Consider the following 16,576-nt stretch of genomic DNA (forward strand, 5'->3'; position numbering starts at 1 on the left):
GCGTGATCGCTTAATTATCACCAAGGGCAGCAAGTAACTCTGCTTGGTGTTCGGATGCAAGAGCATTACAAAGATCATCGATGTCGCCATCCATCATGGCGTCAATTTTATAAAGCGTGAGATTGATGCGGTGGTCGGTGATGCGACCTTGTGGGAAGTTATAGGTGCGAATGCGGTCACTGCGATCGCCTGACCCAACTAGCGACTTCCTGGTTTGTGCCTCAAGTTGATGTTTCTCACGCTCTCTAGCATCCATGATGCGGGAAACCAATACCTTCATGGCTTGTTCGCGGTTGCGGTGTTGGCTACGATCGTCTTGGCATTCAACTACAGTGCCGGTAGGTAAGTGAGTAATACGCACGGCAGAATCTGTTTTATTAATATGCTGACCACCGGCGCCTGAAGCGCGGAAGGTATCGATACGCAACTCAGCGGGATTAATTTTGACCGCCTCAAGTTCATCTGCTTCTGGCATGACTGCCACAGTACAGGCTGATGTATGAATGCGACCCTGTGTTTCTGTTTGCGGTACACGCTGCACACGATGACCACCAGATTCAAACTTGAGTCGCGAGTAAACAGACTGACCGACGAGGCGAAGAACAACTTCTTTGTAACCACCTAAATCAGATTCAGCAGCGCTGACCATCTCTACTTTCCAGCCTTGGCGTTCAGCGAAGCGGCTATACATACGTAGTAGATCACCAGCAAAGAGCGCGCTCTCGTCACCACCAGTGCCCGCACGAATCTCTAAGAAAACGTTACGATCATCATTTTCATCTTTAGGTAGTAAGAGCTTTTGTAATTTGCCTGCAAGCTCTTCCATCGTAGCTAAAGCCTGCCTCTGCTCATCATCAGCAAAGTCCTTCATTTCGGGATCTTTGCGCATTTCCTCTGCCGCTTGGGCATCCGCCTCGGCTTGCTTATAGAGGCCAAACTGCTCTACTACGGTAGCGATATCGGAATGTTCGCGCGTGAGCTTCCGATAAGCATCCATGTCTTTGGTTGCTTCTTCGGAGGTTAATAAGGAGTTAAGTTCGGCTAAGCGCGTGTCTAGGTGGTCTAGCTTAGCCCGCATGCTGGGCTTCATCTAATGGTCTTCTGGCTTGGAATGCGAGGCGAATAGTTTGGGTAACAACTTAATCAAGGCGTCACGCTCAGCGCCATTCGAGTGTTGCAGTGCATGGAGTGAGCCATGCAGAAATTTATTGGTTAGGCCTTGTGCCATGGCATTGAGCACTTCCTGCGGATCATCACCACGCATCAAGCGTTTCATTGCACGTTCGAGTTCAAGCTGACGCATACGTTCACCTTGCTGCTGAATATCCTGAATCAGCGGAACCGCATTACGGCCTTGCATCCAATGCATAAAGTTACCAACACGGTCTTCGATGATCGCTTCAGCTTGGCTAACTGCCGCTTGACGTAAATTGGCGCCAGTCTGAATCATTGTTCCTAAATCATCAACGGTGTAAAGGTAGATATCATCCAGCCTGGAGATTTCAGGTTCAAAATCCCGCGGCACTGCTAAATCAATCATCACCATCGGCTTATGGCGACGCTGTTTTAGAGCACTCTCCACCATGCCTAGACCAATAATGGGTAAGGATGAGGCGGTACTAGAAACAATAATATCGAACTCATGTAGGCGCCCTGGGAGCTCCGAGAGCTTGAAGGATTCAGCTTCAACGTCTTGCGAGGAAATGGAATCTGCGAGCTCTTGACCGCGCTCTATCGTGCGGTTAGCAATCGCCACATTCTTCGGTTTGCGCGCAACAAAATGCGTTGCGCATAAAGTAATCATCTCACCGGCACCAATGAACAAAATCTTTTGATCTGCAATTTTTTCAAAGATACGTTCTGAGAGACGAACAGAGGCTGCAGCCATTGAAATAGAGTGCGCACCGATTTCGGTAGAGCCGCGCACTTCTTTGGCGACTGCAAACGTTTTCTGGAAAAGTTGATTGAGATAGGTTCCCAATACGCCAGCATCATTTGCGGTGCGAACCGCATCTTTCATTTGACCTAAGATTTGTGTCTCACCAATCACCATGGAATCTAAACCACACGCAACTCTGAAGGCGTGTCGCACTGCATCTGATTGCGGTAATGAGTAAATGTGAGGCTCAAGACTGCTTGGTGCAAGCTGTTGAGTTTTGGCCAGCCAATCGAAAGTAGCTTCATGCAAAAGACCTGCGGCGCTGGCATCATTCGCTGCGCAGTAGACCTCGGTACGGTTGCAGGTTGATAAAATCGTAGCTTCGGGCAGCCCGGCCTGATTCGCGCCAACTAAATGTTGGCGAAGATCGTGCAACGCTTCTTGAAGAAATTCAGGGTCAAAGGCGACCTTTTCCCGAATGGCGACCGGCGCTGTGTGATGATTGATGCCGAGTGTCAACAACTTCATAATGGCAATTATAGATTTGATGGCAGCATTAATGGGGGTATCAATGGGGTTTTTGGCTTTTCTGGTGATTGGGGGTGTTTCTGGGGTGTCAGCCTGGATTTTTTACCCCGGAGCTTCTGATGGGGTCAAGCCCGGCAGGATTCTGATGGCCTTCTTGCTAGGATTTATTGCGGCGGCAGCTAGTTCGTATGCAGGGCAATACTGGGAGCTTTTCCAATCCGGGCAAATCTTAGAGTGGGCCAGCGCTATTTTTGCTGCCTGTGCAGTCGGATGTGTTTTTACTGCTTTAGCTAAATAAGTCGGCCTGACTGTTCTCCACCCACTGAATAGGTGCGCTCTTTTGCTCAATCAGCCATTGATTGGCTTGAGTGAAGTGACTGCAACTGGTCTTACCCCCAGGCTCCAAAAAAGGCTTGTCCGTCTTGTATACGCCAAGACCAGATGGATGGGAGGATTGCAAGATCAAAGGATTCTGACCCACTTCAATGAGTGGCAGCTTAGATTGGGCATGACCACCCCATAGCATCCAAACTAAATGCGGCCTAGCTTTTGATAAAGCGCCGATCAAATGATCAATGAAGCTTTTCCATCCCAGCCCCGTATGACTGCCAGCCTCGCCCAATTTGACACTCAAAGCTGTATTGAGAAGTAGCACTCCTTGCTCGGCCCAATTGTGTAGATCACCATTTGGTAAAGGCCCAAAACCTTCTAATGCCAATGCTTTGCTGATGTTGCGTAGTGAACTAGGAAATTCTCGTGAATTGATTGCAATCTCAGAAGGTATCGAAAAGGCTAGCCCTTGCGCTAGCCCTGGTGAGTGATAGGGATCTTGGCCCAAGATCACTACCTTTACTGAATCAACGGGGCAAAGTTTGAGGGCTTTAAAAAAGTTTTGAGGCTCGGGTCGAACAACTTCAGCAACAAGAGCAGTCTGCAAATTTTTTTCTAGTGCGCGCCAATCTACTGACTCGAAATAATTCCCCAGTAATTCTTGCCAATCATTTGGGATATCGTCTTTGGAAAATAGCGCTTTCAATTTCGATCAGACATCTTTTTTAGGTGTCAGTTCATATTGCATAGGTATCTGGGTAGATTGCATTGGAACCATGCGCTCATGCTCTAGATCATCGCGATAGAAAGTAATGCGGGCATGGGAGTTTTCAGAAAGGCTGCCTAAGACTCTATCCCAGCGGGCACAAGTGACACGTTGCCCATCAATACTGGCTAGTAAATCACCGGCTGATAGGCCTGCTGCTTGAGCAATCCCGCCATCAAGCACATGGGTAACCTTAAGCCAACCATTGGCGTCTGTATGACGCATCCCAAACTGTAGCTTAAGCTTTTCCAGTGTAGATTGAGATTTTGTTTTTACAGAAATGAGATTTGAGCTAATCCATCTTTGGAGTGGAATATCTTCTACGCCAAAAATATAGCGGGCCTTCATCTCATTCCAGGTCTTGCTAAAGCCATTACCTAGCAATTCAAAAATTAAATCATCTAGCCCGTCTTCCGTAATGCCGTCAAAGGTGACGCCATGCTTATTCCAAAGTAGGCGCATGAAGTCATCTAGAGACTGTTTATTTTTAGTGAATGCGCGAATCTGTAAGTCAAGACCAAGTGCTACTAAGGCACCTTTGCCGTAGTAGCTGACAACCGTATTTGGCGTATTCTCATCCGCTTGGTAATACTTGGTCCAGGCATCAAAAGAGCTGTCAGCAAGGCTTTGCTTATGGCGTCCAGGGCCGCGTAAGATTCCGTTCCAGTTATCCGCAACGAGTTTTAGATAAGTCTTGAGGTCAATTCGCTTGCTACGCAGTAGTTGAAGATCATCGTAGTAACTGGTGAAGCCCTCAAACACCCATAGTAAGCGAGTGTGATTACGTTTAGCCAGATCATACGGTTGAAAGGCTTTTGGCTGAATACGCTTAACCAGCCATGCATGAAAATACTCGTGACTACAGAGGCCTAAGAATTCTCTATATGCAGATTCTTCAAAGAGAATATTTTCTTGGGGGATTTGATCGCGCCTACAGAGTAGTGCAGTGCTATTGCGATGCTCAAGGCCGCCATAGCCATTTAATGCCGCGTTAACTAAGAAAAGGTATTCATTAAAAGGGGCGCGTTTAGATTTTGGCTCAAAGAGGTCAATGGTGCTGGCACAGATTGCTTGTAAATCTTGTGCAAGACGTTTGGCATCAACAATATGATTGCAGCCCTGTACTGCCATGCGATGAGCTACACCATTCGATTTCCAGTGCACAAGTTGGAACTCGCCCATAGCCACGGGGCGATCCAATAGATCATCATAATTTTGTGCCAGATAAAAACCAAACCCACGCTCATCTGTCTTCGCTGCCCTCAAGGTAGTTTGAACCGTCCAGTGGTCAGCAAAGGCAAGTTCCGGCGCGGTGATGGCGAGTGAGCAAGGTAAATGCGCTTGCCCTTTGACGGCTAGACATAGGCTGGTGGCGTTAAAGAAGGCGCGTTCGGTATCGAGATACGCTGCACGTACTGAAGTATCAAAAGCATAAACAGTGCTGAGCACCTCTATCGGGCCATTACATGGCGGTAAGCGCCAATGGTCATTATCAATCCGTTCGAGCGCTATTTTTCTCTTGGCACCCTCTACTGAAAACGCTTCAATTGATTCGACATGTTTACTGAAATCACGAATTAAATAACTACCTGGAATCCAGGCCGGCATATGAAGTACCTGACCATCAGAATCAGGGTTGGCAATATGCAGCTTAACGCGATAGCGATGGCCATGCAGGTCTGCCGGCCAGACCGTATATTGAATTTCGGGTAAGTCGGCTTGGTTCATGATATTTATTTCAGGGAGCTAAATTTCTTTTCGATGTCAGTAATTTGTACTGCACCAGGGAAGCGACTGCCGTCAGTGAAGAATAAAGTCGGCGTGCCCGTGATTCCATAGGTCTTTGCGAAAGCCATATTTTTATCTAGTGGTGTGCTGCACTCCCCCTTGCCGCTGGGTGCAATGCCATTCACCATCCAGTCAATATACGTCTTATAGGGATCAGAAGAACACCAAATTTGCTTTGCTTTCTGGGTGGAGTCTGCCGACAGTATGGGTATTAAGTAGGTATAGATCGTGACGTTATCAAGCTGCTGCAGGGATTTCTCTAGACGCTTGCAATAGCCACAGTTTGGATCGGAGAAGACTGCCAGCTGGCGACTACCATTGCCACGAACATTTTTAATCGCATTGGCAGGTGTCAATTCACTCCATTTAATACGATTTAAGTCCGCCTGTCTTTGCTCGGTAATATTTTTACCGGATGCGAGCTCAATGATTTCCCCTTGAATCAGATACTTCCCAGAAGTATCAGTATAAAAAATATCATTGCCAACCAATACTTCATAAAGTCCAGAAACTGGGGCTGGTGAAACACTTTTCACTTTGGCATTGGTGCCTAACTTCTTTTGGATCTCAGTCTTTAATTGCTGTTCTTGTTGTGCGTGAAGTGGGGTAGTGCAGAGCAGGGCAGCGCCAATGAATGCAATCGCAGATAACAATTTATTCAAAATCAATTTCTCCTAGAGCGCGTTCAATCAAGCGCTGTTTTATAAAGTGGCTTTTGTTCACGAGACCTAAACCCCAGTTACGGAGCTGGCGTTCAGTACTGCTGCTTGCAGAAAATAATTTCTTGAGTTTATCGGTCACCCATAAGAGTGCGCTGGTGTCGCCTTGACGTTGTCGTTCGTAGCGCCTTAGTAATACAAGGTCACTAGGTGTGCGGAAGGATTCACGCTTGCCCAAAATATTCAGTAGTACCGCAACATCTCGAAGCCCCAGATTAAGGCCTTGCCCAGCTAGTGGATGCATGACATGGGCGGCATCGCCAATGAGCACAACCTTCGGAGAGAAGTCTGGTCCGATAAATCGTTTGGCTCGAATCTTTCTTAATGGGAAGGCTGCTGGTACTGAGCTCAAACTCAGTGCACCTAATTGTTTGGTAATTGCGCCACTAGCAATGGAGGAGAATTGATCCAGCCATTGCGCTTGATCTAGTTTTAATAAATCAGCTGCATGTTCTGGGGAAGTAGACCAAACCATCGACACTTGTTTTCCTGGCAAGGGCAGCATCGCCACAATATCGCCGCCTGGCAAAAACCACTGAAAGGCAGTTTCTAAATGGGGATAGTCACACAGCCAATTGGCAACTACTGCACTTTGTGAATAACTTTCTTCACTCGCGCTAATACCCAATTGATTGCGTATTGGTGAGTTGGCGCCATCAGCTGCAATCACGAGTTGTGCACGAATGCGCCCACCGTTTTTTAAATGCAGAATACTTCCATCAGCATCTACCTGAATTCTTTCCACAACATCATTGATGCGCTCTAACTTATTCTGAAAACGCGAAGCTTGATCGATGGTGTGCTCAATTAAATTGGCTTCTCCAATCCACGCAAGTTGTGGAGTGCCCGCTTCAAATGCAGAAAGATGGAGATGGTCATTCTTTTCGCCTCGATCACCGTAGATGCGCATATCTCGGACTGCTTGTAGGCGGCTGTGATCAATTGCATCCCAAATGTGCAAATGAGCCAGTAATTTTTGGGTGCTAGGCGAAAAAGCGTAGATTCTTTGGCCCCATTGAGCGCCTTGCGGGCTTGGGACGTTTTGCGCTAAATCGGGGGCAATTTCAATGGTTTGTAAGCCTAGCTGGGCTAGACCAAGGGCGCAAGCCTTACCAGTAATGCCTCCGCCAACCACAACAACATCTACTGTGCGGATTTGGTTGTGGGATTTAGATGCGTTATTTGGATGAACTTCTGACATAACTCGATGATATCGAAACCAGCCCCTTTACAATAACGCTATGTCTTTGAAATGTGGCATCGTCGGCCTGCCTAACGTCGGCAAATCTACCCTCTTTAATGCGCTTACCAAGGCTGGAATCGCAGCGGAAAACTATCCTTTCTGCACGATTGAGCCTAATGTGGGCGTTGTTGAGGTTCCTGACCCCCGTCTAGCCGCCTTGGCTGAGATCGTGAAGCCTGAGCGCATCCTGCCTGCAGCAGTCGAATTTGTCGATATTGCTGGTTTGGTAGCTGGCGCCTCAAAAGGCGAAGGTCTTGGCAACCAGTTTTTAGCGAATATTCGTGAAACGGATGCTATTACCCATGTCGTCCGGTGTTTCGAGGATCCCAACGTCATTCACGTTGCCGGGAAAATCGATCCCATTGCTGACATTGGTGTGATTGACACTGAATTGGCCTTATCAGACCTGGCAACGGTTGAGAAAACCCTGAATCGCTCAAGCAAGGCTGCTAAGTCTGGCAATGATAAAGAGGCTGCTGCTTTGGTTGCTGTTCTGACTAAAGTTCAGACTCATCTAGATTCTGCTCTGCCAGTACGCAGTTTGAATCTCAATGACGATGAAAAATTATTGATTAAGCCGTTGTGTTTGATCACTGCTAAGCCTGCGATGTATGTTGCAAACGTCAAGGAAGATGGCTTCTCAAATAATCCACACCTTGAGGCTGTGAAGCAACATGCGGCAAAAGAAAATGCTCCAGTTGTTGCTGTATGCGCTGCGATTGAAGCAGAGATCGCCGACTTAGAAGAAGCAGATAAGATTGAATTTTTGGCCGACTTAGGAATGGAAGAGCCAGGCCTAGATCGTGTGATTCGTGCGGGTTATTCATTGCTTGGTTTGCAAACCTATTTCACGGCAGGAGTTAAAGAGGTTCGTGCTTGGACTATCCATGTTGGTGATACAGCACCTCAAGCGGCCGGCGTGATTCATACAGACTTTGAGCGTGGCTTTATTCGTGCTCAGACAATCTCCTACGAAGATTTTGTGCAGTTCAAAGGAGAGACTGGTGCCAAGGAAGCCGGTAAGATGCGCGCCGAAGGTAAAGAGTATGTTGTTAAAGATGGAGATGTATTGAACTTCTTGTTTAACGTCTAAAGCATTCTTATTTGCCCATTAAAAAAGCCCTTTTCAGGGCTTTTTGCTTATGCAGTGGGGCTAAGTGATTAAGAAGCTTTGGCTGCTTTCTCTAAACATTTAGAAATTTCTTCATAGCGCTTTAGGGCAATCTTGGTGGGCAATACTTCTTTTTTACGACCATCAGCATTAGCGGCCATTTTGATATAGCCCAAGGCGCTGAGATTTTTGAGGCGACCATGCAATGTAGCTTGTGAGCCTAGGTCTGAAATGGAGATCAAATCACCAACCAAAATTGCTTGTTTGGCATGGGCGCAAGAAACAATCTTGTCGAGCAAACTCTCTTCGATGCAATCAAGTTTTTTCCCTGGATTGATGCGATCGAGAGCATCAATTAAGTTGAGGAACTTGATATAGGGTGACGGTTTAGTAGATGACATATTTAATATTTATTTGTATTAGCTGTGGGGCTAATACTAGTGTATTCCCTTGGTCTGATTTTAGCAATTGATACGCATCAATAAAAATTAATCCATACTAATAACAATGTCTAAATTATTCGCAAGTTATTCGGAATGGATTTTTGGCTGCGCTATTAGTGCGATGGCGTACACACTTCTTTTTTATTTTAATAACTGGTTAACAAGTGACATCACTTTCGGTTTAGGAGTAAGTTGGATCTACCTGCCAGCCGGATTACGTTTGTTTCTTACTTTAATTTTTGGCTTGCCTGGTGCTCTTGGTATTGCTATAGCCTCATTTTTAATTAGCTACTACGGTGATTTTCCGCACGATCTAATCTTATGTATTGGAACTGCATTAATTTCAGGATTTGCCCCTTATTTGGCTAGATTTTTTGTTTTTAACAATCTTCGCCTTGAGTCAGACTTAAGTAATCTCAATTTCCCTAAACTCATTGCTTGTATTTTGATTTATGCCTTGCTCTCTGCAGGCTTGCATCAGTGGTGGTTTTCAGTGATGGCTTTAGAAAATACAGGCACTGTAAATCACTTTTTAGTGATGTTTATTGGTGATGTGCTGGGCTCGCTACTATTAATCTCTTTGATCAAATACTGCTTAGATCTATTGCGAAAGGCTAGGAAAACAGCTCACTAAGGGCTGTGCCTGGATCTGTGGCCCGCATGAATGCCTCCCCAACCAGGAACGCGTTGATTTGATTGTTGCGCATGAGCTCTACATCAGCGCGACTCAAGATGCCAGACTCTGTTACTAAGGTTTTGTTCTCCGGAACCATGGACATGAGAGAGAGGGTGGTTTGCAGTGTCACCTCAAAGGTTTTAAGGTTTCGATTGTTAATACCAAGTAAAGGTGTTCTGAGTTCTAGCGCTTGCTCTAATTCTGGTGCATTGTGAACTTCGACCAAAACATCTAGGCCTAATTCATGGGCGCAAGCCTCGAGCTCTTTCATTTGATTTAATTCTAGGCAAGCCACGATCAGTAAGATTGCATCGGCGCCAATCGCACGAGCTTCATAGACTTGATACGGATCTATGGTGAAGTCTTTACGCAAAACAGGAATATTGCAGGCGGCACGAGCTTCTTGCAGATAGGCATTGCATCCTTGGAAATAATCTACATCAGTCAGTACTGATAAACAGGCTGCACCATGTTTTTCGTAGGACTGGGCAATGTCTGCTGGTATGAAGTTCTCACGCAAGATACCTTTGCTTGGGCTTGCCTTTTTGATTTCAGTAATGACTCCTGCCTTGCCAGCGGAAATCTTGTTCTCAATAGCCTGAATAAAGCCTCTTGGCTTTAGAAGGGCATCACGATTATTGGCTTGAGCTTGATCACGTTGATTGGCAAGCGATATTTTCTGCAGGCAGCTAGCTACCTCAATCTTTTTGGTAGCTACAATTTTTTCGAGGATATCGCTCATGAATAATCAATTATTGAGAGTGGGTTGCGGCAACAAAAGCATCTAACTTTTGACGTGCCGCTCCAGATGTGATGGCTGCTCTAGCCAGGGTAATACCGCTAGCAATGTCTTTTGCTACTCCAGCTACATATAGTGTGGCGCCGGCATTAAGGCAGACGATATCGCTTGCAGGCCCGGGTTTGCCATCGAGCACATCCAAGACAATCTGCTTGGACTCTTCAGCATTAGCCACTTTAAAGCTGTTGGTGGGCGCGGCATTTAATCCAAAATCTTTTGGATGAATTTCATATTCACGCACTACGCCATCTTTAAGTTCGCCAACTAAGGTTGGGCCCTCTAAGGAAATTTCATCCAGGCCATCTCGCCCGTACACAACGAGCGCATGCTCCATTCCCAAGGCTTGCAATACGCGTGCCTGAATACCGACTAGGTCGGCATGAAAAACGCCCATCAAAATCCGCTTGGCATCAGCAGGGTTGGTAAGTGGGCCAAGGATGTTGAAGATAGTCCGGACACCAAGCTGCTTGCGGATAGGTACTACGTTCTTCATCGCTGGATGATGATTCGGGGCAAACATGAATCCCGCGCCTACTGATGAGATGCATGTGGCTACCTGCTCAGCAGATAAAGCTAGATTCACGCCAAGCGCCTCCAATACATCTGCGCTGCCTGATTTGCTGCTCACACTCCGATTGCCATGCTTAGCAATCTTCGCACCAGCACCTGCTGCAACAAACATGGCAGCAGTTGAAATATTGAAGGTGTGAGCGCCATCACCGCCTGTGCCCACCACATCCACCAAGTGCTTGCGGTCATCCACCTTTACTGAGGTAGCAAACTCTCGCATCACTTGTGCGGCAGCAGCGATCTCACCAACGGTTTCTTTTTTAGTGCGTAAGGCAACCAATAATCCTGCCACTAACTCTGGCGCCATTTCACCGCTCATAATGAGCCGCATCATGGCTGTCATTTCATCATGAAAGAGTTCGCGATGTTCAATGCAGCGTTGGAGGGCTTCTTGCGGGGTAATTGACATGGCGCTGTTGACAGACTGTTTATTTGTTTTGTAAAAAATTCTTGAGTAAGGCGTGGCCGTGCTCAGAGAGAATAGACTCTGGGTGAAATTGCACACCCTCAACCGCGAGCTCTTTATGGCGTACACCCATGATCTCACCATCAGATGAAGTGGCAGTCACTTCTAGCATTGCAGGTAGAGAGCTTTTCTCAATAGCCAGTGAGTGATAGCGAGTGACCTTAAATGGATCTGGCAAATTCTTAAATACACCCACACCTGTGTGATGAATGCTGTCGGTCTTGCCATGCATGACTTTTTGGGCGCGAATGACTTTGCCGCCGAATGCTTCGCCGATAGCTTGGTGCCCCAAGCAAACCCCTAGGATCGGAATTTGACCTGCGTAACGCTTGATGGTTGCGACTGAAATACCTGCCTCAGAGGGGCTGCATGGCCCAGGTGAGATACAAATACGCGCGGGATTCAGTCTAGCAATCTCTTCCACCGCAATTTCATCATTGCGAAAGACTTTAACCTCTTCACCTAGTTCTGCAAAGTATTGAACGAGGTTGTAAGTAAAAGAATCGTAGTTATCAATCATTAGGAGCATCGAGTCCTCCTTGTACTAAATCTGCCGCAGTCAGAACCGCGCGAGCCTTGGCTTCAGTTTCTTTCCATTCAGCAGTCGGGTCAGAGTCGGCAACGACGCCAGCCCCTGCTTGAGAGTGCAGCATGCCGTCACGGATCACGCCGGTACGAATGGCAATGGCCACATCCATATCGCCTGAGAAAGACAGGTAACCCACTGCACCACCGTAAACACCCCGCTTCACAATTTCCATCTCATCGATGATTTCCATCGCCCGAATTTTTGGCGCACCTGATAAGGTACCCGCTGGGAAGGTCGCTCGCAATACATCCATATTGCTCATATTGTCCAAAAGATGGCCTTCTACTGAACTCACAATGTGCTGAACGTGGGAGTATTTCTCAATAGACATGGAGTCGGTGACTTTGACTGAGCCAGTTTTGGCAATACGACCCACGTCATTGCGTGCTAAATCAATCAACATCACATGCTCAGCAATTTCTTTGGGATCGGCCAAGAGTTCTTTGGCTAGGCGTTCATCTTCCTCTGGATTGGCTCCGCGAGGACGGGTGCCAGCTAGTGGCCTGATAGTCACAATCTTCTCGGCAGCCCGTTTTTCTTGGCGTACCAAAATCTCAGGAGATGAGCCAACAATTTGCATATCGCCAAAGTCATAGAAGTACATATATGGCGATGGGTTGAGCGAACGCAAAGCTCTATAAAGAGCTAATGGTGAGTCCGTAAATGGCTTGCTAATGCGCTGACCGATAACTACCTGCATGCAATCGCCGGCCAAAATATATTCTTTAGTTTTGAGTACTGCTTTCTCAAAATCGGCTGCTTTGAATTTACGAATGAGTTCAGTTTTAGCGCTTGGTAAAGATGCCGGCATATTTGCTGGCTTATTGAGGCAAGCGAGTAATTCTTTTAAGCGATCTTGTGCTTTTTCAAAACCATTAGCAATGCTCGGATCTGCATAGACAATCAAATAAATTTTGCCGGCAACGTTATCAATCACTGCCAACTCTTCAGTCAACATCAGTTGAATATCGGGCACACCTAATTCATCTGGAAGTTGATGTTTGGCTAAACGTGACTCGATATAGCGAACGGTGTCATAACCAAAGTAGCCGGCAAGACCACCACAAAAGCGGGGCATGTCAGCTTGTAATGCTACCTTAAAACGCTTGAAATAAGCATCCACAAAATCGAGTGGATTATCAGTATTTGTCTCAACTACTTTTCTATCAGTCACTACTTCGTTGACTGGTGTTGAAGGGGTGCCAACAGTTCTGACAATAGTCCTGGCAGGCAGGCCAATAAAGGAGAAGCGACCGAAACGCTCGCCACCTAAAACAGACTCCAATAAGTAAGTATTGGTCTTGCCAAATGCTTGAGTCAGCTTGACGTAGAGTGATAGCGGAGTCTCTAGATCTGCCAGAACTTCTTTGACCAGGGGAATACGATTGAAACCCTGCTTTGCTAGGGCGTTAAATTCTGCAAGCTGCATTACGCTTTTCCTGACTTTCCTAATTCAGTGCGCATTGCTTGAATTACTTTTGCATAATTTTCTTGTGCGTAAATTGCTGAGCCTGCAACAAAAGTATCGGCGCCTGCTCGTGCTACTTCTGCAATGTTGTCGACTTTAATTCCACCATCTACCTCAAGACGAATATGTCGACCAGTCTCAGCCTGATAGCGATCGAGGCGTGTGCGTACTTGAGCAATCTTATTGAGGGTACTCGGAATAAATGACTGGCCACCGAAGCCTGGGTTGACTGACATCAGCAAAACTAAATCGAGCAATTCCAAAGTGTGATCGAGATGATCTAGTGGCGTAGCTGGATTCAAAACAAGACCTGCTTGACATCCTTGGTCGCGAATCAAGTTCAATGTGCGATTGACATGAGGGCTTGCTTCGGGATGAAAGCTAATTAAATTGGCACCCGCTTTAGCAAAGTCAGGGACGATACGATCTACCGGCTCGATCATTAAATGCACATCGATCACCGCAGGTTTGCCATCTTTATTTGCATAAGGACGAATTGCCTCGCAAACCAAGGGGCCAATGGTGAGGTTGGGCACATAGTGGTTATCCATCACATCAAAGTGAATCCAGTCGGCGCCCGCCACTAAAACGTCTTGAACTTCCTTGCCAAGGCAGGCGAAGTCGGCCGACAAAATCGATGGGGCGATAACAAATTGACTATTTGAGGGTGATTTTTGGCTTTCCATCCCTAGATTCTAGCTTGCAGTTGGCCTTAGGATGGAGCAGAATTCGTCCATGAATCCCCACGAAATGAGCATTACGGTCAAAGCCCAGTACCTTCCTGAGCAATCTGACCCCGATAACCGCCAATTTGCCTTTGCTTATACGGTAACTATCCGCAATACGGGGACTGCCAGTATTCAGGTAATTGCCCGCCATTGGTTCATTACAGACGGGGATAACGATGTCCAGGAGGTCCGAGGCCTAGGCGTTGTTGGGCAGCAACCGCTATTACGCACCGGAGAGCATTTTGAGTACACCAGCTGGGCAACTTTGCCCACTCCTGCGGGAACCATGCGCGGGGAGTATTTCTGTGTCACTGAGGATGCCCAGCTCTTTCAGGCCCCTATCCCAGAGTTTGTCCTGGTGATGCCACGTACCCTGCATTAACGTAGGGTAGTGAGAATGCTATTTCTTGCCATTACCCGTCCAAAGGACAATAAATAATAAAAGTCCTAAGGCAACAGCACCTTCAAAAACAAACAGTAGCATTGGGTATTCATCGAGTAAATTGGCAATCATGATTTCTAAATTTAAATTGGTTCCATTAAGTGTATTCGCTATTCTCATAGCTAGCTTGATTGTTGGATGTTCTACTCCTCCCACTCGTGGGACGGGGTATCGCCCAAGTGGTTCCGGTGCTTCGCCATCAAGCTATAGTTCTTCGATTGCAAGCTTTAGTGCTGTCTCTTGGCAAGCCTTACCTGGATGGCAGGAAGACGACTTGTCTCAGGCTTGGCCTGCTTGGTTAAAAAGTTGTGATGCTTTGCGTAAGAAAAGTACTGATGTGAACTGGCGCTCAGTGTGTGCCCAGGCTGGCAATGTATCCAGCCGTGATACGCAGTCTATTCGTAAATATTTTGAAAATAATTTTCAAGCTTATGAAATTCACAATAGCTCCGGTAGTGACACGGGCTTAATCACGGGCTATTACGAACCGGTAATGAATGGCTCACAAACTCGTACGAGCACTTATAACGTGCCGCTCTACGGCTACCCTAATGCTTGGCGCAAATCTAAGCCCAACCCAGGCCCAAGCCGTGCTGAGCTAATGAGTTCTGGTGTCTTGCAGGGTTCTGAAATTGCTTGGGTGCAGGATCCAGTAGCGGCAGCATTCATGCAAATTCAAGGCTCTGGAAAAATTCGTCTTGAGGATGGACGCATCCTGCGTTTGGGTTTTGCGGGCACCAATGATCAACCTTTTAAATCCTTTGCTCAGTGGTTACTTGATCGCAAAGAAATCACACGTAGTGAGGCGACGATGCAAGGCATTTCACAATGGGCTAAAAGAAATCCTGGCCAAGTAAATGAAATGCTGAACGCCAATCCCCGTTTTGTTTTCTTTAAAGAGTTGCCTAGCAATGTCTCTGCTGATTTAGGCCCTAATGGCGCCCTCGGTGTTCCGCTCACAGCTGAGCGCAGTATTGCAGTAGATTTACAAGCCTTGCCACTGGGCGCGCCTGTCTTTTTAGCAGCCACCAAACCATTAAGTAGTCAGCCTTTGCAAAAGCTGGTGATGGCACAGGATACGGGCAAAGCAATTGTGGGTGGCGTCAGAGCGGACTACTATTGGGGATCCGGAGATGCCGCTGGAGAGATGGCAGGTCGTATGAAACAAAATGGCAGGATGTGGTTGTTGTTGCCACGTTAATTAATACTTTTCACCGAAAGAAATTCATGAGCTACAAAACTATTTTGACTGAAGTGGATGGTAAGGTTGCCACCATTACTTTGAATCGCCCTGAAGTGTTAAATGCCTTGAACGATCAGCTCATGGAAGAGCTTGGTGCTGCATTAATAGCATTTGACGCGGATGACAATATTGGTTGCATGATCGTTACTGGCAGTGAAAAGGCATTTGCTGCTGGAGCGGATATTGCTTCAATGGCCAAGTACGGTTTAAAAGATGTTTATCGCGGTGACTTTATTACCCGTAACTGGGAAGAGATCAAAAAAGTACGTAAGCCTGTAATCGCTGCTGTCTCTGGCTATGCCCTTGGTGGTGGCTGTGAGTTGGCCATGATGTGCGACACGATCATGGCGGCGGATAATGCTAAGTTTGCTCAGCCCGAAGTAAAGCTGGGCATTATCCCAGGCGCTGGCGGTACACAGCGCTTACCTCGCGCGGTATCCAAAGCAAAAGCGATGGATCTAGCTTTGACGGGCCGCATGATGGATGCCGCTGAAGCTGAGCGCTCCGGTTTGGTTGCCAGGATCTTCCCACAAGCAGATTTGCTGAAAGAAGTTAAAGCAATTGCCAAAGGAATTGCAGATATGCCTTTGTTAACTGCAATGATGGTGAAGGAAAGTATCAACACTGCTTATGAAACTACTTTGTCTGAAGGTATTCATTTTGAGCGCCGCCTCTTTCATGCTTGCTTTGGAACGAATGATCAGAAAGAAGGTATGGCTGCATTCATGGAAAAACGCCCAGCCAAATTTACCAACTCTTAATTCAATAGCCGAAGAGAAAGTTTGAAA

Annotated in this window: 18 protein-coding genes; 6 read left to right on the top strand and 12 right to left on the bottom strand. The window is 46.8% G+C overall.

The window, feature by feature from the left end:
* Positions 1-10: 10 nt before the first annotated feature.
* The gene (prfA, locus tag VC188_RS02115; RefSeq protein ID WP_323482862.1) at positions 11-1,090 is read right to left on the bottom strand and encodes a peptide chain release factor 1; all 1,080 of its coding nucleotides are present in this window, start codon (positions 1,088-1,090) and stop codon (positions 11-13) included.
* Complete coding sequence (gene hemA / locus VC188_RS02120; RefSeq protein ID WP_323482863.1) at positions 1,091-2,407, bottom strand: glutamyl-tRNA reductase; 1,317 nt, start codon at positions 2,405-2,407, stop codon at positions 1,091-1,093.
* Position 2,408: 1 nt separating this feature from the next.
* Between hemA and VC188_RS02125 the strand changes: the two genes are divergently transcribed.
* Positions 2,409-2,705, top strand: coding sequence for a hypothetical protein (locus VC188_RS02125; protein ID WP_323482864.1), 297 nt, complete (start codon positions 2,409-2,411; stop codon positions 2,703-2,705).
* Here the strand turns inward: VC188_RS02125 and VC188_RS02130 are convergent.
* Genes VC188_RS02130 through VC188_RS02145 form a run of 4 tightly spaced genes read right to left on the bottom strand, consistent with a single transcriptional unit; the run spans position 2,694 to position 7,211 of the window.
* On the bottom strand, positions 2,694-3,443 hold the full coding sequence (locus tag VC188_RS02130) for a uracil-DNA glycosylase (RefSeq protein WP_323482865.1): 750 nt from the start codon (positions 3,441-3,443) through the stop codon (positions 2,694-2,696). The two genes, VC188_RS02125 and VC188_RS02130, sit on opposite strands and share 12 nt — an antisense overlap.
* 6 nt (positions 3,444-3,449) lie before the next feature.
* The gene (locus VC188_RS02135) at positions 3,450-5,231 is read right to left on the bottom strand and encodes a M61 family metallopeptidase (protein WP_323482866.1); all 1,782 of its coding nucleotides are present in this window, start codon (positions 5,229-5,231) and stop codon (positions 3,450-3,452) included.
* Between the two features lie 5 nt (positions 5,232-5,236).
* A complete protein-coding gene (locus VC188_RS02140) occupies positions 5,237-5,953 on the bottom strand; it encodes a DsbC family protein (RefSeq protein ID WP_323482867.1) in 717 nt (238 codons plus the stop codon).
* Positions 5,946-7,211 (bottom strand): FAD-dependent monooxygenase, encoded by a 1,266-nt coding sequence (locus VC188_RS02145; RefSeq protein WP_323482868.1) that lies wholly within the window; start codon positions 7,209-7,211, stop codon positions 5,946-5,948. Before VC188_RS02145 ends, VC188_RS02140 begins: the two co-directional genes overlap by 8 nt.
* Before the next feature lie 40 nt (positions 7,212-7,251).
* Between VC188_RS02145 and ychF the strand changes: the two genes are divergently transcribed.
* Entirely contained in the window at positions 7,252-8,346 is a 1,095-nt protein-coding gene (ychF, locus tag VC188_RS02150) for a redox-regulated ATPase YchF (RefSeq protein WP_323482869.1), read from the top strand.
* Positions 8,347-8,414: 68 nt separating this feature from the next.
* Here ychF and VC188_RS02155 read toward each other — a convergent pair whose 3' ends face one another.
* Positions 8,415-8,765, bottom strand: coding sequence for a hypothetical protein (locus VC188_RS02155; RefSeq protein ID WP_216154347.1), 351 nt, complete (start codon positions 8,763-8,765; stop codon positions 8,415-8,417).
* Positions 8,766-8,871: 106 nt separating this feature from the next.
* Here VC188_RS02155 and VC188_RS02160 point away from each other — a divergent pair, with 106 nt between their 5' ends.
* Entirely contained in the window at positions 8,872-9,441 is a 570-nt protein-coding gene (locus VC188_RS02160; protein ID WP_323482870.1) for a hypothetical protein, read from the top strand.
* Here the strand turns inward: VC188_RS02160 and trpC are convergent.
* From trpC to rpe, 5 genes are read right to left on the bottom strand one after another with little or no spacing between them, the layout of a single operon-like run.
* A complete protein-coding gene (gene trpC, locus VC188_RS02165; protein WP_323482871.1) occupies positions 9,422-10,225 on the bottom strand; it encodes an indole-3-glycerol phosphate synthase TrpC in 804 nt (267 codons plus the stop codon). The genes VC188_RS02160 and trpC overlap by 20 nt on opposite strands.
* 10 nt (positions 10,226-10,235) lie before the next feature.
* Positions 10,236-11,261 carry an anthranilate phosphoribosyltransferase gene (gene trpD / locus VC188_RS02170; protein ID WP_323482872.1) on the bottom strand — a complete coding sequence of 342 codons (1,026 nt, stop codon included), beginning with the start codon at positions 11,259-11,261 and terminating at the stop codon, positions 10,236-10,238.
* Positions 11,262-11,280: 19 nt separating this feature from the next.
* Positions 11,281-11,847 carry an aminodeoxychorismate/anthranilate synthase component II gene (locus VC188_RS02175; RefSeq protein ID WP_215321344.1) on the bottom strand — a complete coding sequence of 189 codons (567 nt, stop codon included), beginning with the start codon at positions 11,845-11,847 and terminating at the stop codon, positions 11,281-11,283.
* A complete protein-coding gene (trpE, locus tag VC188_RS02180) occupies positions 11,831-13,336 on the bottom strand; it encodes an anthranilate synthase component I (protein WP_323482873.1) in 1,506 nt (501 codons plus the stop codon). Before trpE ends, VC188_RS02175 begins: the two co-directional genes overlap by 17 nt.
* Entirely contained in the window at positions 13,336-14,061 is a 726-nt protein-coding gene (rpe, locus tag VC188_RS02185; protein ID WP_323482874.1) for a ribulose-phosphate 3-epimerase, read from the bottom strand. The genes trpE and rpe overlap by 1 nt, the downstream gene beginning before the upstream one ends.
* A gap of 49 nt (positions 14,062-14,110) precedes the next feature.
* On the opposite strand from rpe, the gene apaG reads away from it, so the two are divergent.
* The 3 genes from apaG (at position 14,111) to VC188_RS02200 (ending at position 16,549) form a co-directional block, all read left to right on the top strand.
* Positions 14,111-14,485 (top strand): Co2+/Mg2+ efflux protein ApaG, encoded by a 375-nt coding sequence (apaG, locus tag VC188_RS02190; protein WP_323482875.1) that lies wholly within the window; start codon positions 14,111-14,113, stop codon positions 14,483-14,485.
* 130 nt (positions 14,486-14,615) lie between these two features.
* Positions 14,616-15,746, top strand: coding sequence for a murein transglycosylase A (locus tag VC188_RS02195; RefSeq protein ID WP_323482876.1), 1,131 nt, complete (start codon positions 14,616-14,618; stop codon positions 15,744-15,746).
* A gap of 26 nt (positions 15,747-15,772) precedes the next feature.
* Positions 15,773-16,549 (top strand): enoyl-CoA hydratase, encoded by a 777-nt coding sequence (locus VC188_RS02200; protein ID WP_323482877.1) that lies wholly within the window; start codon positions 15,773-15,775, stop codon positions 16,547-16,549.
* Positions 16,550-16,576 lie beyond the last annotated feature (27 nt).

The sequence above is a fragment of the Polynucleobacter sp. MG-28-Ekke-A2 genome (assembly GCF_035012985.1).
Taxonomy (GTDB): domain Bacteria; phylum Pseudomonadota; class Gammaproteobacteria; order Burkholderiales; family Burkholderiaceae; genus Polynucleobacter.